The sequence below is a fragment of the Stenotrophomonas sp. 86156_Sma genome (assembly GCF_056481625.1).
Genome location: NZ_CM151157.1, coordinates 2,414,217 through 2,437,445, shown reverse-complemented (window position 1 = coordinate 2,437,445; position 23,229 = coordinate 2,414,217). Strand labels below are relative to the sequence as shown.

At 65.7% G+C, this 23,229-nt stretch carries 23 protein-coding genes; 22 read left to right on the top strand and 1 reads right to left on the bottom strand.

Annotated features, from left to right (window positions below; all coding sequences use genetic code 11):
• Positions 1 to 20: 20 nt before the first annotated feature.
• Positions 21 to 677: a flagellar basal body P-ring formation chaperone FlgA gene (flgA, locus tag ACZK33_RS11415; RefSeq protein ID WP_049421927.1), complete on the bottom strand. Its 657-nt coding sequence runs from the start codon at positions 675 to 677 to the stop codon at positions 21 to 23.
• Between the two features lie 162 nt (positions 678 to 839).
• Between flgA and ACZK33_RS11410 the strand changes: the two genes are divergently transcribed.
• The 22 genes from ACZK33_RS11410 (at position 840) to ACZK33_RS11305 (ending at position 23,047) form a co-directional block, all read left to right on the top strand.
• Complete coding sequence (locus ACZK33_RS11410) at positions 840 to 1,784, top strand: chemotaxis protein (RefSeq protein WP_032127374.1); 945 nt, start codon at positions 840 to 842, stop codon at positions 1,782 to 1,784.
• Positions 1,785 to 1,921: 137 nt separating this feature from the next.
• Positions 1,922 to 2,317, top strand: a complete 396-nt coding sequence (gene flgB / locus ACZK33_RS11405; protein ID WP_005409576.1) for a flagellar basal body rod protein FlgB — start codon at positions 1,922 to 1,924, stop codon at positions 2,315 to 2,317.
• A 3-nt stretch (positions 2,318 to 2,320) separates the two neighbouring features.
• Positions 2,321 to 2,728 (top strand): flagellar basal body rod protein FlgC, encoded by a 408-nt coding sequence (gene flgC, locus ACZK33_RS11400; RefSeq protein ID WP_010485892.1) that lies wholly within the window; start codon positions 2,321 to 2,323, stop codon positions 2,726 to 2,728.
• Between the two features lie 23 nt (positions 2,729 to 2,751).
• Complete coding sequence (locus ACZK33_RS11395) at positions 2,752 to 3,435, top strand: flagellar hook assembly protein FlgD (RefSeq protein ID WP_049421924.1); 684 nt, start codon at positions 2,752 to 2,754, stop codon at positions 3,433 to 3,435.
• A 32-nt stretch (positions 3,436 to 3,467) separates the two neighbouring features.
• Positions 3,468 to 4,691, top strand: coding sequence for a flagellar hook protein FlgE (gene flgE, locus ACZK33_RS11390; protein ID WP_107431886.1), 1,224 nt, complete (start codon positions 3,468 to 3,470; stop codon positions 4,689 to 4,691).
• Positions 4,692 to 4,723: 32 nt separating this feature from the next.
• Entirely contained in the window at positions 4,724 to 5,473 is a 750-nt protein-coding gene (locus tag ACZK33_RS11385) for a flagellar basal body rod protein FlgF (RefSeq protein WP_032127377.1), read from the top strand.
• 102 nt (positions 5,474 to 5,575) lie between these two features.
• Positions 5,576 to 6,361 (top strand): flagellar basal-body rod protein FlgG, encoded by a 786-nt coding sequence (gene flgG, locus ACZK33_RS11380; protein ID WP_005409571.1) that lies wholly within the window; start codon positions 5,576 to 5,578, stop codon positions 6,359 to 6,361.
• Positions 6,362 to 6,383: 22 nt separating this feature from the next.
• The gene (gene flgH, locus ACZK33_RS11375) at positions 6,384 to 7,076 is read left to right on the top strand and encodes a flagellar basal body L-ring protein FlgH (RefSeq protein ID WP_423174084.1); all 693 of its coding nucleotides are present in this window, start codon (positions 6,384 to 6,386) and stop codon (positions 7,074 to 7,076) included.
• Positions 7,077 to 7,078: 2 nt separating this feature from the next.
• Positions 7,079 to 8,215 (top strand): flagellar basal body P-ring protein FlgI, encoded by a 1,137-nt coding sequence (locus ACZK33_RS11370; protein WP_049421917.1) that lies wholly within the window; start codon positions 7,079 to 7,081, stop codon positions 8,213 to 8,215.
• Between the two features lies 1 nt (position 8,216).
• A complete protein-coding gene (flgJ, locus tag ACZK33_RS11365; protein ID WP_329913552.1) occupies positions 8,217 to 9,416 on the top strand; it encodes a flagellar assembly peptidoglycan hydrolase FlgJ in 1,200 nt (399 codons plus the stop codon).
• A gap of 8 nt (positions 9,417 to 9,424) precedes the next feature.
• Positions 9,425 to 11,305 (top strand): flagellar hook-associated protein FlgK, encoded by a 1,881-nt coding sequence (gene flgK / locus ACZK33_RS11360; protein WP_423164022.1) that lies wholly within the window; start codon positions 9,425 to 9,427, stop codon positions 11,303 to 11,305.
• Positions 11,302 to 12,510: a flagellar hook-associated protein FlgL gene (flgL, locus tag ACZK33_RS11355; RefSeq protein WP_189719489.1), complete on the top strand. Its 1,209-nt coding sequence runs from the start codon at positions 11,302 to 11,304 to the stop codon at positions 12,508 to 12,510. The genes flgK and flgL overlap by 4 nt, the downstream gene beginning before the upstream one ends.
• Before the next feature lie 86 nt (positions 12,511 to 12,596).
• Positions 12,597 to 14,090, top strand: a complete 1,494-nt coding sequence (locus ACZK33_RS11350) for a flagellin N-terminal helical domain-containing protein (protein WP_197612176.1) — start codon at positions 12,597 to 12,599, stop codon at positions 14,088 to 14,090.
• A 222-nt stretch (positions 14,091 to 14,312) separates the two neighbouring features.
• Positions 14,313 to 15,803, top strand: coding sequence for a flagellin N-terminal helical domain-containing protein (locus ACZK33_RS11345; RefSeq protein WP_107431890.1), 1,491 nt, complete (start codon positions 14,313 to 14,315; stop codon positions 15,801 to 15,803).
• A 183-nt stretch (positions 15,804 to 15,986) separates the two neighbouring features.
• Positions 15,987 to 17,327: a flagellar filament capping protein FliD gene (fliD, locus tag ACZK33_RS11340; protein WP_049421909.1), complete on the top strand. Its 1,341-nt coding sequence runs from the start codon at positions 15,987 to 15,989 to the stop codon at positions 17,325 to 17,327.
• 125 nt (positions 17,328 to 17,452) lie between these two features.
• Entirely contained in the window at positions 17,453 to 17,872 is a 420-nt protein-coding gene (fliS, locus tag ACZK33_RS11335) for a flagellar export chaperone FliS (RefSeq protein WP_049398118.1), read from the top strand.
• Positions 17,869 to 18,159: a hypothetical protein gene (locus ACZK33_RS11330; protein WP_125429337.1), complete on the top strand. Its 291-nt coding sequence runs from the start codon at positions 17,869 to 17,871 to the stop codon at positions 18,157 to 18,159. Before fliS ends, ACZK33_RS11330 begins: the two co-directional genes overlap by 4 nt.
• Positions 18,156 to 18,734: a PilZ domain-containing protein gene (locus ACZK33_RS11325; RefSeq protein WP_201119064.1), complete on the top strand. Its 579-nt coding sequence runs from the start codon at positions 18,156 to 18,158 to the stop codon at positions 18,732 to 18,734. Before ACZK33_RS11330 ends, ACZK33_RS11325 begins: the two co-directional genes overlap by 4 nt.
• 91 nt (positions 18,735 to 18,825) lie before the next feature.
• Positions 18,826 to 19,458: a response regulator gene (locus ACZK33_RS11320; protein ID WP_032970105.1), complete on the top strand. Its 633-nt coding sequence runs from the start codon at positions 18,826 to 18,828 to the stop codon at positions 19,456 to 19,458.
• A gap of 285 nt (positions 19,459 to 19,743) precedes the next feature.
• On the top strand, positions 19,744 to 21,153 hold the full coding sequence (rpoN, locus tag ACZK33_RS11315; RefSeq protein WP_423174083.1) for an RNA polymerase factor sigma-54: 1,410 nt from the start codon (positions 19,744 to 19,746) through the stop codon (positions 21,151 to 21,153).
• Between the two features lie 14 nt (positions 21,154 to 21,167).
• Positions 21,168 to 21,545 carry a response regulator gene (locus ACZK33_RS11310; protein ID WP_010485922.1) on the top strand — a complete coding sequence of 126 codons (378 nt, stop codon included), beginning with the start codon at positions 21,168 to 21,170 and terminating at the stop codon, positions 21,543 to 21,545.
• Positions 21,542 to 23,047 carry a sigma-54 dependent transcriptional regulator gene (locus ACZK33_RS11305; RefSeq protein WP_049421906.1) on the top strand — a complete coding sequence of 502 codons (1,506 nt, stop codon included), beginning with the start codon at positions 21,542 to 21,544 and terminating at the stop codon, positions 23,045 to 23,047. The genes ACZK33_RS11310 and ACZK33_RS11305 overlap by 4 nt, the downstream gene beginning before the upstream one ends.
• Positions 23,048 to 23,229: the final 182 nt, after the last annotated feature.

Here is a 23,229-nt window from a genome sequence, read left to right as displayed (position 1 = left end):
TAGGGATATTTTGCGGTAAATCAACGCGCCACGATTACGTCACCGGCGGCATCGACCGTGCCCTGCACGATCCGCCGCGAGGACAGGTTCTCCACCGAGACCCGTTCGTTTTCACCGGCATCGCCCATCGCACGGCCTGCAATACGGACCTCGACCGAGCCGCGACGCGAAACCAGGGCCACATTGTCTCCTCGCTTGATGAGACGCTGCACCACCAGATCGTTGTTCGACAGCAGGGCTCCGGCCTGCAACGGACGGCGGGCGATGCGGCCGATCGCTGCATTCGGATCGGCCAGCACCGCACCGGCAATCCGGGCGGCGTCACGCTGGGCAGTGGTGATATCGGCGGCGGTGAGGGTTTCTCCAGTACCGATTCCGCGGTTGAGCACCAGCACGGTCTGGTTGCGCCGCACCTTTACTGGTACGAACAGGCGCCACCCGCCGGCATCGGGGCAGCTGACTTCAACCGTGGTGTTGGCGGTGGGCTGCACCTGCAGCGCGCCACCACACCTGGGCAAGCGCAGCGCATCGGCCACCTGGGCCTCGCCCTCGCTGCCTGCCGGCAGCGTCGACAACGCGGCGGTGCGGATACTGGCCACCGGCTGCCAGTCGGCGGCAACCGCCCACGGCGAGGCCAGGGCCAGCGCGATGGCGAAGAGCGATGTGACCCGGCGCATGGCGCCTCCTGTCGATGGGATCTGGCCCTGGTGCGTGCAAGGGGTGTGCCAGAGGGGCTTGTGTAGAGTCGAGCTTGCTCGACTCTACAGAGGCAGGGTCGAGCATGGCGCGACTCTACAAAAGCGCTCAAGTTCGGCGCCTACCCCGCCGATACAGCAGCCATGTCCCATGACCTGCTCAACCGGATCGACCAGCGGACCCGACTGGCCGGCCACAATCGCCTGGCGCTGCTGCTGTTCCGCCTCGGCGGACGTCAGCTTTTTGGCGTCAATGTCTTCAAGGTGCAGGAAGTCCTGCGCCGCCCGGAGCTGTTCCAGGTGCCCGGACTGCCCAGCCAGTTCGCCGGCGTGGCCGACGTCCGTGGCCGCTCGGTGCCGGTGCTGGACCTGGGTCTGGCCATCGGCCACCCCGAGCGTGAGCCCGATGCGGACACCTCGCCCGGCTACCTGGTCGTCACCGAGTTCAACCGCTCGATCCAGGGCTTCCTGGTCAGCGGCGTGGAGCGCATCGTCAACATCGCGGTGGAAGACATCCACCCGCCACCGGAACTGGGCGCCGAATCGAGCTATCTGACGGCGGTGACCCGCTTCCAGGGCGAGTTGATCCAGGTGATCGACGTTGAAAGCGTGCTGGCCGATATCGCCCAGGTACGCGGTGAAGCAGTACTCGACCCGGCGATGGCAATGCCCGCCGACGGCCCGCAGCTGCAGGTGCTGGTGGTGGACGACTCTCGTGTAGCCCGCCAACAGATCCGCAGCGTGCTGGACCAGCTTGGGGTCGGCGCCACCCTGCTTTCCGACGGCAAGCAGGCGCTGGACCACCTGCTGCAGATCCAGGCCTCGGGCGAGAACCCCGCCGAGCGCTACGCCATGGTCATCTCGGACATCGAAATGCCGGCCATGGACGGCTATACGCTGACGACGGAAATCCGGCGCCATCCGGGCCTGGCCGGCCTTTACGTCCTGCTGCATACCTCGCTGTCGGGCGTATTCAACAATGCGATGGTCGAGCGCGTCGGTGCCAACGCCTTCGTCGCCAAGTACTCGCCGCACGAACTGGCCGACTTCGTGCTGGACCGCCTGCGCAAGGTCGCGATGGCGGCCTGAGGCCTCTGATCCGGTAGTGCCGGCCGCTGGCGGGCAACCGCGGACAATCCGGGAAGCCGGCCAGCGGCTGGCACTACCCTCTCGAATCTGGCACACCCCTTGCAGCTTCCCGGGCAACGTTCCTGTGGGAGTGCACCGTGCGCAACCTGATTACCGACTACCTGGGCGTCCACGCCCAGGCCATGCCGTTGCGCGAACAGCGGATGAAGCTGATCGCCAGCAACCTCGGCAATGCCGACACTCCCGGCTACAAGGCCCAGGATCTGGACTTCGATGCCGCCCTGCGCCACGCCCAGGGGCAGGATGCCAATGGCCTGATGGCCACCACCCACGAGCAGCACTACGAGATCAGTAGTGGCCTGAACCCGTTCCAGATCGCGCGCGAAGGCGTGCAACCCAGCCTGGACGGCAACACCGTCGATCCCGATGCCGAGCGTGCCGCCTATGGCCGCGCCGCACTCGAATACCGCGCCTCGCTCAGCTTCGTCGAGAGCAAGGTGCGTTCCATGCTGACCGCGATCACGGGGCAATAAGCCATGAGCAACCTGCCGATCTTCGATATCGCCGGCTCCGCGCTTCAGGCGCAGTCGGTGCGCATGAGCACCATCGCCTCCAACCTCTCCAACGCGGACACCGTCGCCGGTTCCGCCGATGCCGTGTACAAGCCGCTGGAGCCGATCTTCCAGGCCGTGACCAGCAAGAACGATCCGAACATCACGTCGGTGAAGGTCAAGGAGATCACCCAGAGCGAGGCAGCGCCGATCAAGCGCTACGAGCCCGGCCATCCGCTGGCCGACGGCGATGGCTACATCTACCAGCCCGACGTCGATCCGGTGGCGCAGATGGTCAACCTGATCTCGACCTCGCGCAACTACCAGGCCGGCGTGGAGATGCTGACCACCGCCAAGGAACTGGCCCTGGCCACCCTGACCATGGGCCGCTGAGGCCCGCAGCACTGGATACCGCCATGACCACCGCCGTCAACAACCAGACCAACCAGGACGTCTACGCCGCGCTCGGCCTGAACGCCCCGAACAGCAACGCCACCAAGAAGAAGAACACGCTGGACCAGGCCGATTTCCTGCGCCTGATGACCGAGCAGCTGCAGCACCAGGATCCGCTGAAGCCGATGGACAACACGCAGATGGTTGCGCAGATGGCGCAGATGTCCACCGTGCAGGGCATCACCGATCTGAACAAGACGGTGAAGGGTTTCCAGGAATCGATGGCCAGCGACCAGGTGCTGCGCGGTGCCGCTCTGGTTGGCCACCAGGTACTGGTGCCGTCGGAAAAGCTGGTACTGGAAAAGGAAGGCAGCGTCGAAGGCACGGTGGCTGCGCCCTCGGCCGGCATCGTGACCGTCGACATCACCGATGCCAACGGCACCAAGGTCACCTCGCTGAGCGTAGAAGCCAAGGCCGCTGGCGAAACCGCGTTTCAGTGGGACGGCAAGGACGCCAACGGCAAGCGCATGGAACCGGGCAAGTACTCCATCGTCGCCAACCACGTCGACACCGCCGGCAAGAGCACCAAGCTGTCCACCTTCGTGCAGGCCCCGGTGGAGAGCGTGACCGTCGGCTCCGACGGCCTGTACCTGAATCTCAAGGGCCTGGGCACGGCCCCGATCGACTACGTGCTCCGCGTCAGCTGAGCCGCACATTCCGCATCTACCAGGAGCATCCCATGGGCTTCAACGTCTCCCTGTCCGGCATCAATGCCGCCAATACCGACCTGAGCGTCACCGCCAACAACGTCGCCAACGTCAATACCGCCGGCTTCAAGCAATCACGCGCCGAGTTCGCTGACCTGTTCGCCTCCACCAGCTACGGCCTGTCGAAGAACCAGACCGGCTCGGGCGTGCGCGTTTCCAACGTGGCCCAACAGTTCATCCAGGGCCACAACGAGCAGACCGGCCGCAGCCTGGACATGGCGATCTCCGGTGAGGGCTTCTTCACCATGAACATGAACGGCTCGCGCGTGTACTCGCGTGCCGGCAACTTCCAGACCGATTCCGCCGGCTATGTGATCAACCCGCAGGGCGCGCGCCTGCAGGTGTTCGCGCCGAACGCCGATGGCACCAACTTCGATGCCGGCCGCCTGGTGGACCTGCAGCTGCTGACTACCGACAGCGCGCCGAAGCAGACCAGCGAAGTGAAGGTCGGTTTCACCCTGCCGGCCAACGCCAAGCAACCGACGGTCACCAATTTCGATCCGACCGACTCGAACAGCTACAACCACTCCAGCGGCGGCATCACCGTGTACGACTCGCTGGGCGTGAGCCACATCCAGGTCTCGTACTTCGTGAAGGGCGCCAACCCCAACGAGTGGACCGTGCGCAACTACGTGGATGGCCAGCCGGCCGGCGCACCGACCCCGGTGACGTTCGACAACAGCGGCAAGCTGACCAATCCTGCCAACGGCAAGGTCAGCCTCGGTACTTTCACCCCGACCACCGGCGCGGGCCAGCTGAACATGACGCTGGATATCAGCGGCTCGACCCAGTACGGCGAGAAGTTCGCGCTGCGCAACACCCAGCAGGACGGCTACGCCGCCGGCAAGCTCAACGAGATCACCGTGTCGGAAACCGGCGTGGTCTATGCCCGCTACTCCAACGGCGACGACAAGCCCCTCGGCCAGGTCGCACTGACCACGTTCAACAACACGCAGGGTCTGGAGCAGAAGGGCAACAACCTGTGGGTGGAGACGTTCGAGTCAGGCACCCCGCGCACCGGCATGCCGGACACCTCCAACCTCGGCAAGATCCAGGCCGGCTCGCTGGAAGCGTCCACCGTCGACCTCACCGAGCAGCTGGTCAACATGATCACCGCGCAGCGCAACTTCCAGGCCAACGCGCAGATGATCACCACGCAGGACCAGATCACCCAGACCGTCATCAACATCCGTTGATGACCTGCTGACCCCGTCACGGAACTCCCCGCATGGATAAAGCCCTTTACGTGGCGATGACCGGTGCCCGCGCCTCCCTGCAGGCGCAGGGTACGCTCAGCCACAACCTCGCCAACTCCGACACTCCCGGCTTCAAGGAAGCGCTGGCCAACACCGAAGCCTTCCCGATCCGTGGCCCGGGCTTTGCCTCGCGGGTGGATGCGCTGCATGTCGACGCCGGATTCAACCGCACGCCCGGTTCGCAGCACATCACCGGCAAACCGCTGGACCTGTCCCTGCAGACCGGCACCTGGCTGGCCGTGCAGTCCAGTGACGGCAGCGAGGCGTACACGCGCGGCGCGGCGTTGTCGGTGACGCCGAACGGCCAGCTGGTGACCTCCAGCGGCCGCCCGGTACTGGATGACAACAACAACCCGATCGCCATTCCGCCCTACCAGGCGATGGAGATCGGTGCCGACGGCACGCTCTCGATCATTCCGCAGGGCGAAGGCCCGCAGACCATGGCGCAGATCGGCAGGATCAAGGTCGTGCAGGCACCGGATGAGCGCCTCGAACGCGGCCTGGATGGCCTGTTCCGCAACACCGACCCGCTGCAGCCGTTCGCACCGGCACAGGGCACGGCCGTGCACAGCGGCCAGCTGGAAGGCAGCAACGTGGATGCCGCTGGCGCGCTGGTGCAGATGATCCAGCTGCAGCGCCAGTACGAAATGCAGGTGCAGGTGATCAAGCACGGCGACGAAAACGCGCGCAGCGCCAACAGCATGCTGCGCCTGGGAAGCTGACGGAATTCCGGCGCCGGTTGATGCCGGCGCTGGCACACCGCTTGCACACCCGCATACAAGGGCCGCACCACGCGGCCGGCTTCACCAGACAGGACATCGAAGATGAACCAGGCATTGTGGATCGCGAAAACCGGACTGGATGCGCAGCAGATGCGCATGTCGGTGGTTTCCAACAACCTCGCCAACACCAACACCACCGGCTTCAAGCAGGACCGTGCCAGTTTTGAAGACCTGCTGTACCAGCAGGTGCGCCAGCCCGGCGGCTCCTCGTCGGCGCAGACGCAGCTGCCCACCGGTCTGCAGCTGGGTACCGGCGTGCGCGTGGTCGCCACCGCCAAGAACTTTGAACAGGGTGGCCAGCAGCAGACCGGCCGTGCCCTGGACGTGATGGTCAATGGCCGCGGCTTCTTCGAAGTTCAGATGCCTGATGGCAGCTCGGCCTACACCCGTGATGGCTCGTTCAAGATCAACCAGGACAGCGAGCTGGTCACCAACAGCGGCTACCCGGTGCAGCCGGGCATCCAGATTCCCGAAGGCGCGCAGTCGGTGACCATCGGCACCGATGGCACCATCAGCGTGAAGATGGCCGACGGCGCCGCCTCGGTGGAAGTCGGCGCACTGACCCTGACCGACTTCGTCAATCCCGCTGGCCTGCAGGCACGTGGCGAGAACCTGTTCCTGGAGACCACTGCGTCCGGCCCGGCACAGAACGGCAACCCCGGCCTCAACGGCCTCGGCACTGTGGTGCAGGGCGCGCTGGAAGGCAGCAACGTCAACGTGGTGGAAGAGCTGGTGTCGATGATCGAAACCCAGCGCGCCTACGAGATGAACGCCAAGGCGATCTCCACCACCGACTCCATGCTCGGCTACCTCAACAACAAGCTCTGACCGGCCAAACCGGGAAACTGCCATGTCGCCCATTTCCAACTTCGCCCGCACTGCTCTCGCCTGCGCCGTGGCCGCCCTGCTCGGTGGCTGCGTGATCGCGGGCGACGTGCGCCCCTACCCGACGATGGCACCGATCCAGCCGATCATGCCGCCGCAGGCACAGCCGACCGCCGGCGCGATCTACGCTGCCGGCCCGACCCTGCAGCTGTATTCGGACCGGCGCGCACGCGATGTTGGCGACCTGTTGACCATCACCCTGCTGGAAAGCACCACCGCGCAGACCAGCGCCAACACGGCCACCAACAAGGAATCGAACCTGAGCCTGGGAACGCCGACCATTCTCGGCGCTCCGGTCACCCTCGGCGGCAAGGACATCCTGAGTGCCACAGCCAAGGGCGCGCGTGACTTCACCGGCAAGGGCAACAGCGCGCAGAGCAACCGCCTGCAGGGCAGCGTCACCGTCACCGTGGTCCAACGCCTGCCCAACGGCAACCTGGTGGTGCAGGGGCAGAAGAACCTGCGGCTCAACCAGGGCGATGAACTGGTACAGGTGCAGGGCATCGTGCGCCCGGGCGACATCAGCCAGGACAACACCATTCCGTCCAGCCGCGTGGCCGAGGCCCGCATCGTCTACGGCGGCCGCGGTCCCGTCGCGCAGTCCAACGCGATGGGCTGGCTGAGCCGCTTCTTCAACTCCGGCCTGACGCCGTTCTGAGTATGGCCATGAAACTCTTCTCCTCTTCTTCCTGGCAGCGACGCATGGCGTCGTTCGTCGCGCTGATGCTGCTGGTCGTGGCTGCCCCGGCCAGCGCCGAGCGCATCAAGGACCTGGCCCAGGTCGGCGGCGTACGCGGCAATGCGCTGGTGGGTTATGGCCTGGTGGTCGGCCTGGATGGCAGCGGCGACCGCACCAGCCAGGCACCCTTCACCGTGCAGAGCCTGAAGAACCTGCTCGGCGAACTGGGCGTCAACGTGCCGCCGAACGTCAACCCGCAGCTGAAGAACGTGGCCGCCGTGGCGATCCACGCCGAACTGCCGCCGTTCGCCAAGCCGGGCCAGCCGATCGACATCACCGTGTCCTCGATCGGCAACGCGGTCTCGCTGCGGGGCGGTTCGCTGCTGATGGCGCCGCTGCGCGGTGCTGACGGCCAGATCTATGCCATCGCACAGGGCAACCTGATCGTCGGCGGCTTTGGTGCGCAGGGCAAAGACGGTTCCCGTGTCTCGGTGAACGTGCCGAGCGTTGGCCGCATTCCCAACGGCGCCACCGTTGAACGCGCCCTGCCCGATCCGCTGGCCAATGGCGGCGACATCACCCTGAACCTGCACAACAACGATTTCACTACCGTCTCGCGCATGGTCGCCGCGCTCAATAACGCGTTCGGCGAAGGCGCTGCACGCGCAGTCGATGGCGTGACCGTCGCCGTCACCGCACCCACTGACCCGGGCGCGCGCATCGGCCTGCTGGCCCGCATCGAGAACCTGGAACTGACGCCGGGCAGCGCCCCGGCCAAGGTGGTGGTCAATTCGCGTACCGGCACCGTGGTCATCGGTCAGCAGGTGCGCGTGGGACCGGCTGCGATCTCGCATGGTTCGCTGACCGTGACCATCCAGGAAAACACCAACGTCAGCCAGCCCAATGCGCTGTCCGGCGGCCGCACCGTGGCCAGCCCGCAGTCGACCATCACCGCCACCAACGACGGCAGCCGCATGTTCAAGTTCAGCGGCGGCACCACCCTGGACGAGATCGTGCACGCGGTGAACGCCGTGGGCGCGGCACCAGGCGATCTCATCGCGATCCTGGAAGCCCTGAAGCAGGCCGGCGCACTGAGTGCCGAGCTCGAGGTGATCTGATATGCGCATCACTCCCGCATTCGATCTGCACCCGGCGCAACAGAACGATCCGGCCAAGATCGACAAGGTCGCGCGCCAGCTGGAAGGCCAGTTCGCGCAGATGCTGGTCAAGAGCATGCGTGACGCCAGCTTCGGCGACTCGCTGTTCCCCGGCGAAAACAAGATGTTCCGCGAGATGTACGACCAGAAGATTGCCGAGGCGATGACCCGCGGCAAGGGCCTGGGCCTGTCGGGCATGATCAGCCGGCAGCTGTCCGGCCAGGCCGCCGACGGCCCGGCGCTGGATACCCGCGTGGACCCGGCCAAGGCCAGTCGTGCCTACCAGCTCAATGCACCGGCAAAGCCGGCACCGTCGCTGCCACTGGAAGATGGCAGCCAGGCCGTGCGCCTGCTGCAGCAGATGGCCGCCGGTGCACAGCACGGTGCGCAGGCGGCAGTCGCACCGATGGAACAGGCCCTGGACCTGATCGCCGGGCGCGAGAGCAGCAGCATGCATCGCTCGTTGGGCACCGACGATCCGTACATCGGCAGCCTGCAGGGCGAGAACTGGGCCGCCAACAGCGACCAGTGGTCGGCCACCGCCAGCAATCGCGGCACCGCGATCAGCCCGGCCGATGCGATGGCCACCCGTACCGCCGTCGCCCAGCTGGGCGAGCACACCCCGGAAGGCTTCGTTGCCAGCATCTGGCAGCACGCGCAGAGTGCAGCCAAGGAACTGGGCGTGGATGCCCGCGCCCTGGTCGCCCAGGCGGCGCTGGAAACCGGCTGGGGCAAGCGCCACATCAAGCACGCCGATGGCAGCACTTCGCACAACCTGTTCGGCATCAAGGCCAATGGCTGGAACGGCCAGCGCGCCGTGGCCGGCACCCATGAGTATGTGGATGGCGTGCGCCGCAACGAGACCGCCAGCTTCCGCGCCTACAGCTCCCCGGCCGAGAGCTTCGCCGACTACGTGCGCCTGCTGAAGACCAGCCCGCGTTACCAGCAGGCCCTGCAGGCCGGCACCGACGTGCAGGGCTTCGCCCGCGGCCTGCAGCGCGCCGGCTATGCCACCGATCCGCGTTACGCGGCCAAGATCGCCGCGATCGCCGGCGGCCCGACCATCGAGCGCGCCGTCAGCGCCGTCGCCGATGCCGGCTCGCGCCTTGGCCAGACCTTCGCCAGCACCGCAACCGCGGCGCTGGGTATCACTCGTCGTTGAGGAACCCCATGTCCAGCGTACTTTCCACCGGTACTGGTGCCCTGCTCGCCTTCCAGCGTGCGTTGGCGACCACCAGCCACAACGTCGCCAACATCAACACCCCTGGCTACAGCCGGCAGAAGGTCGACTTCGCCACGTCTGATCCGCAGAACTACGGCTTTGGGGACGTTGGCAGCGGCACCCGCATCACCGATATCCGCCGTGCTGCCGACCAGCTGGCCATCTCGCGCCTGCTCGACAGCAGCGGCGAGCTGGCACGCCTGAAGCAGCTTTCGGGCATGGCCGACCGGGTGAATGCCCTGTTCTCGGACCCGGCCACGAATGTCGCCGGCTCCTGGTCCAACTTCTTCGACGCCGTCAGTGGCCTTTCGTCCAACGCGGCCGGCACGGCCGACCGGCAGAGCCTGCTCGATGGCGGCAAGGCCCTGGCGAGCCGCTTCGTGCAGCTCAACACGCAGATGAACAACCTGAGCAGCGAGGTCAACAACGGGCTCATTGCCGGCGCCACGGAAGTCAATCGCCTGGCACAGGAGATTGCGCAGATCAACGGCGCCATTGGCAGCAACGTGGCCAACGCGGCGCCGGACCTGCTCGATCGTCGCGACCAGCTGATCTCGCAGCTGATCGGTTACACCGGTGGCACTGCCGTCGTCCAGGATGGCGGCGTGATGAACGTCTATACCGCAGGCGGCAATGCGCTGGTGGTGGGCACGACCGCGTCCAAGGTCACTACGGTGACCGATCCATACCAGCCCGAACGCCTGCAACTGGCGCTGGAAACCCAGGGCAACACGATCACGCTCGATCCCAAGGCAGTGGGCGGAAAGATCGGCGGCATGCTCGAGTTCCGCGATACCGTGCTGACACCGGCCCAGGCCGAACTGGGCAAGCTCGCCGTCGGCCTGGCCGAGAGCTTCAACCAGGCGCACCACCAGGGCGTGGACCTGTACGGCAAGATGGGCGGCGACTTCTTCACCATCGGCAACCCACGCGTCACGCCCAACGCGAGCAATACCGGTACCGGCAGCCTCACTGCGACCTATGGTGACCTGTCCAAGCTGGAGGCACAGAACATCGTCCTCAAGTTCGACGGCACCCAGTGGCAGGCCACCCGCGCCGACACTGGCGCCACCGTTGCGTTGACCGGTACCGGCACGACCGCCGATCCGCTGGTGATCAATGGCGTCAAGCTGGTGGTCGGCGGCACCCCGGCCACCAACGACCGTTTCCTCCTGCAGCCGACCGCGGGCGTCGCCGGAAGCCTGGAAACCGCCATCACCGATCCCTCCCGCATCGCCGCAGCGGCAGCGGTCAAGGGTACGGCTGCACTGGCCAACACCGGCACCGGGAAGCTGACCGGCGTCACCGTCAGCGATGTATCCAATCCGAACCTGCGCGATCCTGCCGCAATCGTGTTCACGTCGGCGACCACCTACACCATCAACGGTGGGCCGCCGCAGACCTACACACCGGGCCAGACCATCAGCGCCAATGGCTGGAGCTTCGTGCTGGACGGTGCACCGAAGGTCGGCGACACCTTCAATATCAGCCCTACTCCGGCAGGCTCGTCGGACAACAGCAACGCGGCAAAGCTGGCCAAGGTCGAGGACGCCAAGGCGTTCAACGGTGGCACCGTCACCCTCAACGGTGCGCTGGGGGGGTTGACCACGCAGGTCGGCGCGGCGGCACGTTCGGCCGAGTACTCGCTGGACGCGCAGCAGGTCATCACAGACAAGGCGCAGGCAGCCCGCGACGAGATCTCCGGCGTCAACCTGGATGAGGAAGCAGCCGACATGCTGCGGTTGCAGCAGGCCTATCAGGCCGCCTCACAGCTGATCTCCACCGCCGACAACATGTTCCAGACCATCCTGGGAGCCGTCCGCCGATGAGCAGCCGAATTTCCACCGGGATGATGTTCAACCAGTCCGTGTCGCTGATGCTCGCCAAGCAGTCGAAAATCAGCCACCTCGAGCAGCAGATCGCGACTGGCAGCAAGATCACCTCCGCCAAGGACGACCCGGTCGCTGCAGGTACGGCCGTTGGCCTGGACCGTGTCGTGGCCGGGCTCGAGCAGCTCGGCAAGAACGCCAACAGTATGCAGAACCGCCTGGGTCTGCAGGAAAACGCCTTGGCTCAGGTCAATGAGCTCATGTCGCGCGCCGTGGAGTTGAGTATCCAGGCCAACAGTCCGGTGCCCAAGGCCAGTGACCTCAAGGCTATCGTCAGCGAGCTGAAGACCATCCAGGAAAGCCTGCTGTCGCTGGCCAATTCCAGGGATGGCAGCGGACGCTACCTGTTCGGTGGCAGCAACGACGCTGACGCCCCGTTCCAGCGAAGCGGCGGCACCGTGACCTACAGCGGTGACCAGAACCAGCGGCAGGTGGAGGTGGCACCGGGCCAACTGGTCTCCGACGCCCTGCCCGGCAGCGAGATCTTCATGCGCATCCCCACCGGCGATGGCCGTGTGGATGCCAGCGCGGCAGCCGGCAACACCGGCAGTGGCCTGTTGACCTCGGTCAGCCGCGACGGCAGCGGCAGCTGGGCCGGCGGCACGCTCAATGTCCGCTTCACCGGCACTGCCGAAGGTGCCTATGAGGTGGTTGATGGCACCGGCACGGTGGTCGGCAGCGGAACCCACAAACCCGGCGAGGACATTGTCGTTGGCGGCGTGCGCATGCGCATCGAGGGCAAGCCAGCCGCCGGTGATCAGTTCAACGTCAGCGACGCGGGTAGCCGCGACATCTTCTCCACCCTGGACAAACTGGTCGCTGCACTGGAAACCGACCCGTCCACCGAAAGCCAGCGCACGGCGCTGCAGAACACGCTGCAGTCCAGCATCCGCGACCTCAACAGGGCCTCGGAAACGATGATCGACGCCCGCGCCAAGGGCGGCGCCCAGCTGGCCGCCATCGATACCGCGGCCAGCGCCCGCGAAGCCACTGCCGTCACCGTCAAGAGCACGCTCTCGACGATGCGCGACCTCGATTACGCCGATGCCATCGGCCAATACAAGCTGGAGACCGCCGCCCTTCAAGCCGCCCAGACGATCTTCAGCCAGATGCAGGCGATGTCCCTGTTCAACAAGATCCGCTAGTCCCTTTCCCCGTTCCATCCGTCTTCCAGCACGGCGCGTCCCGCGCCTTCCACACCGAAACAACCGAGCAACCACGGAGAAGCACCATGGCACAGATCATCAACACCAACACCATGTCGCTGAACGCTCAGCGCAACCTGTCCACCAGCAGCAGCTCGCTGGCCACCTCGATCCAGCGCCTGTCCTCGGGCATGCGTATCAACAGTGCCAAGGACGACGCCGCCGGTCTGGCGATCTCCGAGCGGTTCACCACCCAGATCCGTGGCATCAACCAGGCCGCGCGCAACGCCAACGACGGCATCTCGCTGGCACAGACCGCTGAAGGCGCACTGGGCGAAGTCGGCAACAATCTGCAGCGCATCCGCGAACTGGCCGTTCAGGCCCGCAGCGCAACCAACTCCGCCTCGGACCGCCAGGCGCTGAACGCCGAAGTGCAGCTGCTGAAGCAGGAAATCCAGCGTGTTGCCGAGCAGACCAACTTCAACGGCACCAGCCTGCTGGACGGCAGCTTCACCAACCAGGCCTTCCAGATCGGCGCCGACCAGGGCCAGACCATCAACATCTCGCAGATCACCAATGCGAATGTGCACATGCTGGGCAGCTGGACCAGTGCGTCAACTGATGGCTCGCTGACCGGTGCCGTGCCGAATACCGGCAACGTCGCCTCTACGGGAGCATTTGGCGCATTTACCCCGACAACCAGCACTGCAGCCTTCACCATTGACGTGGGCGGCATCAATATCGTCAACGTCGCCGACGCGTCTGGTGTGACGGAAACGAATCTTCAGGCCGCGATCGATGGCAAAGCAGCGGCGCTCACGGCAGCTGGTATTTCCGTCTCAGGCGATGTCGCCACCGGCGACCTTACGTTCACCAAGTCCGATGGACAGACCCTCCAGGTGAACATGAGCACCGCTGCGGCGGCAACCTTCGGCAACAGCGACAAGGTCAAGGGTCCGCATACCGCTGGCGGGTACAGCCCGACCAGCTTCCAGCTTTCAGGCTCCAAGGGTTCGGTAACCATCGATCTGGATCCGGCAAAGAACGCAAGTGATCGTGCCACTCAGATGGTCAACGCGGTGAACGCAAAGACCCACGCCACCGGCGTGAGCGCGGCACTGGTGGATGGCAAGCTGCAACTGACCGACAAGGAAGGCAATGTCACTGTAGGCTTGGCCGGTACCACGGACGCGCCTGCACTTCTGAAGGAAACTGGCCTCGCCCCTGGCAGCTCCACGACCTACGCTGCCGGCAAGGCAACCGTTGGATTCGCTGATCTGGATATTTCGTCACAGGCCAACGCCGACAACGCCATCCTTGCGATGGATGCCGCGCTGCAGTCCGTCAATTCGGCGCGTGCCGACCTCGGTGCAATCCAGAACCGCTTCACCTCGACCATCGCCAATCTGAACACCAATTCGGAAAACCTGTCTGCTGCGCGCAGCCGCATCCGTGACGTTGACTACGCACAGGAAACCGCCGAACTGACCCGTGGGCAGATTCTGCAGCAGGCCGGCACGGCCATGCTGGCCCAGGCCAACCAGGTGCCGCAGAACGTACTGCGCCTGCTGCAGTCGTAATACCTGCACCACTCGAGCTGGAGCCGGGCCCCGCCATGCAGATGGCGGGGCCTTTTCGTTTGACCAGAGAAAAAAGGATCGAAACTCCGCTAAAGGCCGGAGGGGTAGTGCCGTTATTGATTTCAGCAGCGGTAGCACACCCCTTGGGGGGAAGCCAGCCACTGCCCCCCGAAACCGGTCAGGCTGCTCTGCCGGACACACTGCCTACAAGGAAACCGCACCATGGCACAAGTCATCAACACCAACACCATGTCGCTGAACGCCCAGCGCAACCTGGGCACCAGCGGCGCCAACATGGCCACCACCATTCAGCGCCTGTCCTCGGGCATGCGCATCAACAGCGCCAAGGACGATGCCGCCGGTCTGGCGATCTCCGAGCGCTTCACCACCCAGATCCGCGGCGCCAACCAGGCCGCCCGCAACGCCAACGACGGCATCTCGCTGGCCCAGACCGCCGAAGGTGCACTGGGTGAGATCGGCAACAACCTGCAGCGCGTCCGCGAGCTGGCTGTGCAGTCGCGCAGCGCCACCAACTCGGCCTCGGATCGCCAGGCCCTGAATGCTGAAGTACAGCTGCTGAAGCAGGAAATCCAGCGCGTCGCCGAACAGACCAACTTCAACGGCACCAACCTGCTGGACGGCACCTTCACCAACCAGGCCTTCCAGATCGGCGCCAACCAGGGCCAGACGATCAACATCTCCCAGGTTACCAATGCCAACATCAGCAAGCTGGGGAACTGGACGACCGCCTCGACGGATGGCTCCTTGACCGGCGGCGTCCCGAACACCGGCACCGCCACCACCTCCGGCAGCTTTGGCGCCTTCGCCGCTCCGACTGCTAACGGCGCCTTCACGATCGATGTCGGTGGCGTGAATGTGTACACCAATGCTGACGCCTCTACTGCCACCGCTGCCGCAATCGACACCGCCATTGCCGGTAAGACCGCTGAACTCGCCGCCAAGGGGATCGTTGCATCGGGTAAGGCTGCAGATGGCGATCTGACCTTCACCAAGGCCGACGGGCAGAAGATGGAGGTCAAGCTCAGCGCTGATGCTGCAGGGGCATTTGTCAACGGGAACACGGTACAGGGCACGCACACTTCCGGTGGTTTCGGCAAGGCGAGCTTCACGCTCTCCGGCAGCACCGGCAGCGCTCAGATTGACCTGACCGCCGTTGGCAACGCCGGTGATCGTGCGACCCAGATGGTCAACGCAGTCAATGCCCAGACCCACAATACCGGCGTTACTGCAGCACTGGTCGAGGGCAAGATGCAGCTGACCGACAAGGCCGGCAATGTGACCATCGCGGTGGCCGGCACTACCGACGCTGCAACGCTGACCAAGGAAACCGGCCTGTCCGAAGGCTCGTCGGCGAACTACGCAGCAGGCAAGGCCGCTACTGGGTTTGCTGACCTGGACATCTCCTCGGTCAAGGGTGCCGACAACGCCATCCTGGCGATGGAGGCAGCCCTGAACTCGATCAACTCCGCCCGCGCCGACCTGGGTGCGATCCAGAACCGCTTCACCTCGGTGGTTGCGAACCTGAACACCTCGTCGGAGAACATGTCGGCTGCCCGCAGCCGCATCCGCGACGTGGACTACGCTTCGGAAACCGCCGAGCTGACCCGCAACCAGATCCTGCAGCAGGCCGGTACCGCCATGCTGGCCCAGGCCAACCAGTCCAGCCAGAACGTGCTGAGCCTGCTGCGCTGATCCAGCGGTAGTACAAGGCAACAACGGGAAGGGGGCGCAAGCCCCCTTCTTCGTGCCCGGTGGCGGATTGGCATGGGCCTTGCAGAAGGCTGGAGAGCGTTTCCACGCTCAAGCTCGCCCCTCCCAGGCCGATAGCAGGTGCAGGACACCCGCCCGGCCCGTCCAAGAAAAAGGATTCCCCTCATGGCCATCGGCACGATTGGTTCCGGCCTCGACATTCCCAGCCTGGTTGCACAGCTGACCGCCAAGGAACGCGAGCCCCGGGAAAAGCAGATCAACTCGGCGGGTGTTGCCGCCAGCGCCAAGCTTTCGGCGCTTGGCACCATCAAAAGCGGAATGACAGGTCTGCAGAGCGCGCTGAAGACCCTGGTCAAGGGTGTGGCCACCCCCGGCCTGAAAGTCAGCACGCCGACCGAGTCGAACTTCACTGCAACCCTGGACACCAGCACGACCGCCGGCAAGGCCGCTGCGGGCAGCCACCAGGTGGAAGTCAAATCCCTGGCACAGAACCAGAAGCTCAGCTCCAAGGCGTATACAAAGGACGCCGTGGTTGGCGACGGAACGCTGACGATCGCATACGGCGACAAGTCCATCAGCGTGAACATCGAACCCGGCGCGACGATGGAGAAGATCGCAGCCGAGATCAATTCCGCCGCCGAGAGCAAGGGCGTCACCGCAGCCGTGGTGACCGCCGACGATGGCATGCACCTGGTATTGACCGCCGTTGATTCCGGCAGCAAGGGCGCGTTGAAGGTCAGCGCCAGTGGCGGCAATGGCGGACTCTCCGAGCTGGCCTATGACGGCACATCCGCATCGAAGATGACCGAGATGGTGCCCGCCAAGGATGCGGTGGTGGTGGTGGATGGTTTCACCCGCACCAGCAGCTCCAACACGATCACCGACCTGGTACCCGGCATCAGCCTCACCCTGACCAAGGCGAAGGAAGGCGAGACGCAGACGCTGACCGTCACTCCGGACAACAGCACGCTGAAGACCAATCTCACGGCCTTCATCACCGCCTACAACGGCATCCAGACCACGTTGAAGAATTCCAGCGCTTACAACGCTGAGACGCGCACGGCCTCGACCATGACCGGCGACGCCATGGTCCGTGGCCTGCAGCAGCAGCTGCGCGCCCAGCTGAGTGCGAACGTCAACGACCTCAAGGATCTGGGCATCACCATTGCCGCCGACGGCAGCATGAGCCTTGATGGCGCCAAACTCGACACCGCGCTGGCGAAGAACCCGGAGGCGGCCACCAAGCTGTTCGGTGCAGAGGGCGCGCTGGGCAAGCCGATGACCGAACTGCTCAAGAGCAGCCTGGACGCGACCACCGGCACGATCACCCAGCGTACGGCGACCTTGAACAAGCAGATCAAGGCACTGGAAAAGCAGCTGGACGAGCTGGACAAGAACATGGAAAAGGTGGCCGACCGCTACACCAAGCAGTTCACCGCGATGGAAAAGATGGTCACGCAGATGCAATCGGCCGGCGGCTCGCTCATCCAGCAGCTCGGCAACTGATTTCCAGGCATTTTTCCGGCGCAGTCGGTACTCAAGTAGAGCCCCGGCTGCGCCGATAACCCGTTAGACCCGTGCCGAACCCCTCAACCCACGCGGATGGGCAGGCATTCCAGGAGACTTCCCCTATGTACGGTTCCAATCGGCAGTTCGCCGAGCAGTACCGAAAAGTCGGCGTGACCACCTCGGTCGTCGATGCCGATCCACACAAGTTGGTAGCGCTGCTGCTGGCCGGTGCCTGCGAGCGCATCCGCACCGCTGAAGCCTCTTTGCAGCAGAATGACCAGGCGCGCAAGGGCAAGGCCATCGGCGAAGCCTGCGCCATCGTCGGCCACCTCAACGGCTCGCTCGATCACGAAGCCGGCGGCGAGATTGCCGGCAATCTGTCGGCACTGTACGACTTCGTCATCATGCGCCTGACCGAGGGCAACCTGCACAACGATCCAACCGCACTGAAGGAAGCCCTGGGCTTGATGGTGGAGATCGATTCGGCCTGGAACGCGATTCCGGCAGACCAGCGCCAGGTCACCAAAGCGGTGGCGCCATGAACCTTCAAACTATGCACGACGCCCTTGATACGCTGGAAACCAGCCTCCAGGGCGAGGACCACGACACCAGCGAACGCCTGATGGCCGAACACCTGGAAGCCGTGGCTGCCCTGTCGCTGGTTGTCGAACGCCCCAGTGATGCCGCCATCCTCGCGTTGCGCGACCACCAGCAACGCGTACTGGCGCGCATGATCTCCCTCCGCGATGAAGCCGCAGCTCACCTGAAGCACACCGGCCGCTCCCTTCGCGCGGCGCATGCCTACCTGCAGGCAGAATCACTCGCATGACCCAACTGCCGACCACGTCGCTGCACCACCCCGCCGAAAGCGAGCTGTTCGACGAAACGCTCAGTTGCGAGCTGGCCTTGCCGGCCGAGTTCCAGGCAGGCAGCGCCGCCGGTCGCACCAGCAGTGCCGAAGGCCTGCTGCGCAGCCTGGCCTTGGTCGAGGACAGCCGCGTTGACGAGCACGACGACCGCAATGAGTCCAGCCTGCAGCTGCAGCGGCTGGAAGCCAAGCTGGATCTGGCAATGGTGCTGCTCGGCCGCCTGGTACGCCAGCAGGGCCAGGAACTGACGCTGCGCCCCGTGCGCTGGTCACGCCGCGGCATCCGCCTGCAGCTGGGGCCGCGCAGCGGCGCCAGCCCTGGTCAGGCCGGCCTGGTGCGTCTGCAGCCCAGCGACTGGCTGCCTGACCATATCGACCTGCCCGTGGAAGTGGTCGCCGAAGCGGCGGACGGTAGCGGTGGTCATTACCTGTGGCTGCGTTTCCAGCGCCTTGGCGATGGCCTGGAGATGGCAATGGAGCGGCATCTGTTCCGCCTGCATCGCCGCCAGGTGGCCGAAGCACGCCGCGCCCGCTGAAACCTGCCACCATGACGCCGGATGGGCAACCCTTGGCGCGCCCGTTCAGCTAAGTTAAGGTGGACTCCCCTCACGGACCTCCAACGTGCCTGTGCGAGTTCTCATCGTCGACGATCACACCCTGGTCCGCGCCGGCCTGGCGCGGCTGCTGCAGGGGTTTGCCGACGTGCAGCTCGTCGCCGAGGCCAGCAATGCCGAGCAGGCACTGCAGCTGGCCCTGCAGCACGCCCCGGACGTGATCCTGATGGACCTGTCACTGCCCGGCCGCACCGGCCTGGAAGCCCTCAGCGACATCCGCCTGCGCGCCCCCGGCACGCGGGTGGTGATGATGACCATGCACGACGACGCCGCACACGTGCGCGATGCACTCGATCGCGGTGCGGTCGGGTTCCTGGTCAAGGATGCCGCACCGCAGGAGCTTGAACTGGCGCTGCGTGCCGCGCACGCCGGCCAGGTGTTCCTGAGCCCGCAGATCTCCGCCAAGATGCTGGCACCGATGCTCGGTCGCGAGAAACCCACCGGCATCGCCGCACTGTCGCCGCGCCAGCGCGAGATCCTGCGCCGCATCGGCAAGGGTGAGAGCAACAAGGAAATAGCCGCCGACCTCGGCATCAGCGTCAAGACAGTGGAAACCCACCGCGCACGCATGATGGAGTCGCTGGGCTGTCGCCGCGCCAACGATCTGCTGCTGCTGGCCGCGCGCCACCAGCACGAGCTGGAGTGATCCTCCGCGAAGGAGGTCAGATCCGCACTGACGACGAATTCCCGTCACCCCGACACTCCCTGACAGGAATCCGTACATGGCGCAGCCCGATCAATCCGGGACCCACACCGGAAATCAGCAACTTAGCGGCGATCATCGTCAACATTCCGCGACAATGTAGGGAATACCCCTACACCCTGTCAGGACATTCACGAAGCCCCTCAGGAACCCCCTGATTCCGCCCCCGCCGGATCAAAAGCAAGATGCGTTCCACAAGGCGCCGGGGAGCGGTGCCGGGGAACCACGATGAAGGCTGCACTCTCGACCCAGCTGGGCCAACAACTTCACCTCACCCCGCAGTTGCTGCAGTCGATCCGGCTGCTGCAGCTTGATGGCCTGCACCTGGAACAGGAAATCCAGCGCCTGCTGGACTCCAACCCGCTGCTGGAGATCGAAGAGGCTGAAGCACCCACCGCCGAAGCCACCGAGGCCGGCGCCACCACACTGGAAACCGCTGCGTTCGACGAGCTGCCCGAGTCGTCGATGTGGGACGTGGCCGGCGCCAGCTGGCAGGACGGCGACGACGACCGCATGGCGCGCATCGCCGCCGGCGAATCGAGCGACCCGCAGCTGCGCGTGCTGCAGCGCCTGTCGCTGGACATGGACGACCGCGAGCTGGCCGTGGCCGCCTTCTGGCTGGACCATTGCGATGAGGCAGGCTACCTGCAGGCACCACTGGACCAGCTGCAGCTGCTGGCCAGCGCCCAGTTCGACATCGCCGCCGACGGCGTCGAAGCCATCCGCCAGCAGCTGCTGCATGGCGAGCCCGCCGGCATGGCCGCGCAGGACCTGCGCGAAGGCCTGCAGGCACAGCTGCGCAGCCTGCACGGCGTGGTCCCCGCCCGCCACCTGGCGGCACGCATTCTCGATGGCGCGCTCGACGCGCTGGCCGCCCACGACTACCCCGCCCTCGCCCGCCAGCACGACGCCGAGATCGACGACGTGCGCGAAGCGGTGCGCCTGATCCTCTCGCTGCAGCCGCGCCCCGGCGACAGCCTGCTGCCGGAACGCAACGCCGTGGTGGTGCCGGACGTGGTCGCCTGGCATGCCGATGGGCAGTGGAAGGTCGCCCTGAACCCGGCCACCAGCCGCCGCGTGTCGATCAACAGCCAGTACGAACAGGCACTGGCCGAAACCAGCGAAGCCGCGCCGGCGCTGCGCGAGATGCTGCAGGAGGCGCGCTGGTTCAGCCGCGGCCTGTCGATGCGCTACGACACCCTGCTGCGCACCGCGCGGGTGATCGTCGAGCGCCAGGCCGCCTTCCTGGTCCGTGGCGAAGAGGCCATGGCCCCGCTGACCCTGAAGGAAGTGGCCGAGGAAATCGGCATGCACGAGTCCACCGTCTCGCGCATCACCACCGGCAAGTTCCTGCAGACCCCGCGCGGCACCTTCGAACTGAAGCACTTCTTCGCCGTGCGCCTGGAAGGCGCCAGCGTCTCCGGCCAGGCGGTGAAGGCCATGGTCCGCCGCCTGATCGACGCCGAACCGGCCGGCCGGCCGCTGGCCGACGAGGCCATCGCCGGCCTGCTGTCGCGCCAGGGGGTGAACATTGCCCGCCGAACCGTCGCAAAATACCGAGAACAACTGGACATCGCCCCGGCCCGTGAACGGCGCCGGCTTGGCGCCAGGCAACCGCAGCTGGCCCGGGTGGGCTGAAAAGGATGTTGGACATGAACAAGCTCACGGTCCTGCTGGTCGATGACCACGAGGGCTTCATCAACGCGGCGATGCGCCATTTCCGCAAGATCGACTGGCTGCAGATCGTCGGCAGCGCCGGCAACGGCCTGGAAGCGATCGAGCGCTCGGAAACGCTGCGCCCGCAGGTGGTGCTGATGGACCTGGCGATGCCAGAAATGGGCGGCCTGCAGGCCACCCGCCTGATCAAGTCGCAGGACGATGCACCGTACATCGTGATCGCCAGCCACTTCGACGACGCCGAGCACCGCGAACACGCGCTACGCGCTGGCGCCGACAATTTTGTCAGCAAGCTGTCCTACATCCAGGAAGTCATGCCGATCCTGGAAGGCCTCAGGGAGGATCGATCGTGAGCGAATCGCGCATCCTGGTGCTGGACAACGACGCCGTGCGCGCAGAGCGCACCGTTGCCCTGCTGGAATTCATGGATTTCAACCCGCGCTGGGTTTCCGACGCGGCCGACTTCGACCTGGGCCGCCAGCGCCAGAACGACTGGATGGCCGTGATCGTCGGCAGCCTGGACGACACCGCTGCCAGCACCGCGCTGTACAACTGGCTGGGCGGCAGCAGCCTGCCGCCGCCGGTGCTGCTGGCCGACGGTGATGCCGCAGCCTTTGCCCATCAGCACGGCCTGCACGAAGCCAACATCTGGCCGCTGGAAACGCCGCTGCGCCATGCGCAGATGGAAGCCCTGCTGCGCCGCGCTAGCCTCAAGCGCCTGGACGCCGAGCACCAGGCCGGCGCCGCGCAGGACCAGGGCCCGACCGGCAACGGTCCGGCGGTGACTGCGTTGCGCACGATGATCGAACAGGTGGCCGCATTCGACACCACCGTGCTCGTGCTGGGCGAATCCGGCACCGGCAAGGAAGTCGTGTCGCGCGCCATCCATCAGCGCTCGCCGCGCCGCGACGGCCCGTTCGTGGCGATCAACTGCGGCGCCATTCCGGCCGACCTGCTGGAAAGCGAACTGTTCGGCCACGAAAAGGGTGCCTTCACCGGCGCACTGACCGCGCGCAAGGGCCGTTTCGAAATGGCCGAAGGCGGTACCCTGCTGCTCGACGAAATCGGCGACATGAGCCTGCCGATGCAGGTGAAGCTGCTGCGCGTGCTGCAGGAGCGCAGCTTCGAACGCGTGGGTGGCAACCAGACCATCCGCTGCAACGTACGCGTTGTGGCCGCGACCCATCGCGACCTGGAAACCCGTATTGCCGAAGGCAAGTTCCGCGAGGATCTGTTCTATCGCCTCAACGTGTTCCCGATCGACGTGCCCGCCCTGCGCGAGCGTCGCGAAGACCTGCCGGCGCTGGTGGAAACCATCGCCGCACAGCTGGCGCGCACCGGCCGTGGCGAAGTGCGCTTCACCCCGGAAGCCCTGCAGGCCCTGGCCGGCTACGAGTGGCCGGGCAATGTGCGCGAACTGACCAACCTGGTCGAGCGCCTGGCGGTGCTGCATCCGGGCGGATCGGTGCGCGTGCAGGACCTGCCGGCCCGCTACCGTGGCGACGCCGCACTGGCAGCGGTGGCCGCACCGGCACCGGTACAGCCGACGGCCAGCGAAGAACGCCTGGACCTGCGCAGCTTCTCGTTCCACACCCCGGGCGGCGGCAACCAACCGGCGCTGGAGCACGGCATTGCCGTCAATCGCGCCGCAGCACCGGCGGCGCTGCCCGATGAAGGCATGGACCTGCGCAACCACATGGCCAACATCGAACTGGGCCTGATCAACGAAGCACTGGAACGCACCCAGGGCGTCGTCGCCCACGCCGCCCAGCTGCTCGGCCTGCGCCGCACCACCCTGGTGGAAAAGCTGCGCAAGTACGGCATCGAACGCGAGCAGGCCGAACTGGCCGGCTGAACCTCGCGACCAGCATGAAGGGGGCACGAACGCCTGGGCTAGCCCGGGCGTTGGTGTTTCCAGTACCTGGGGTCAGATCCCTTTCCTGCGGAAAGAGATCTGACCCCATTGCATTTGCACGTTTTCCTAAAGACATCACCGCCGCAGTGCGGAGCATGGCAAGGACATCCCAACGAGGTCCC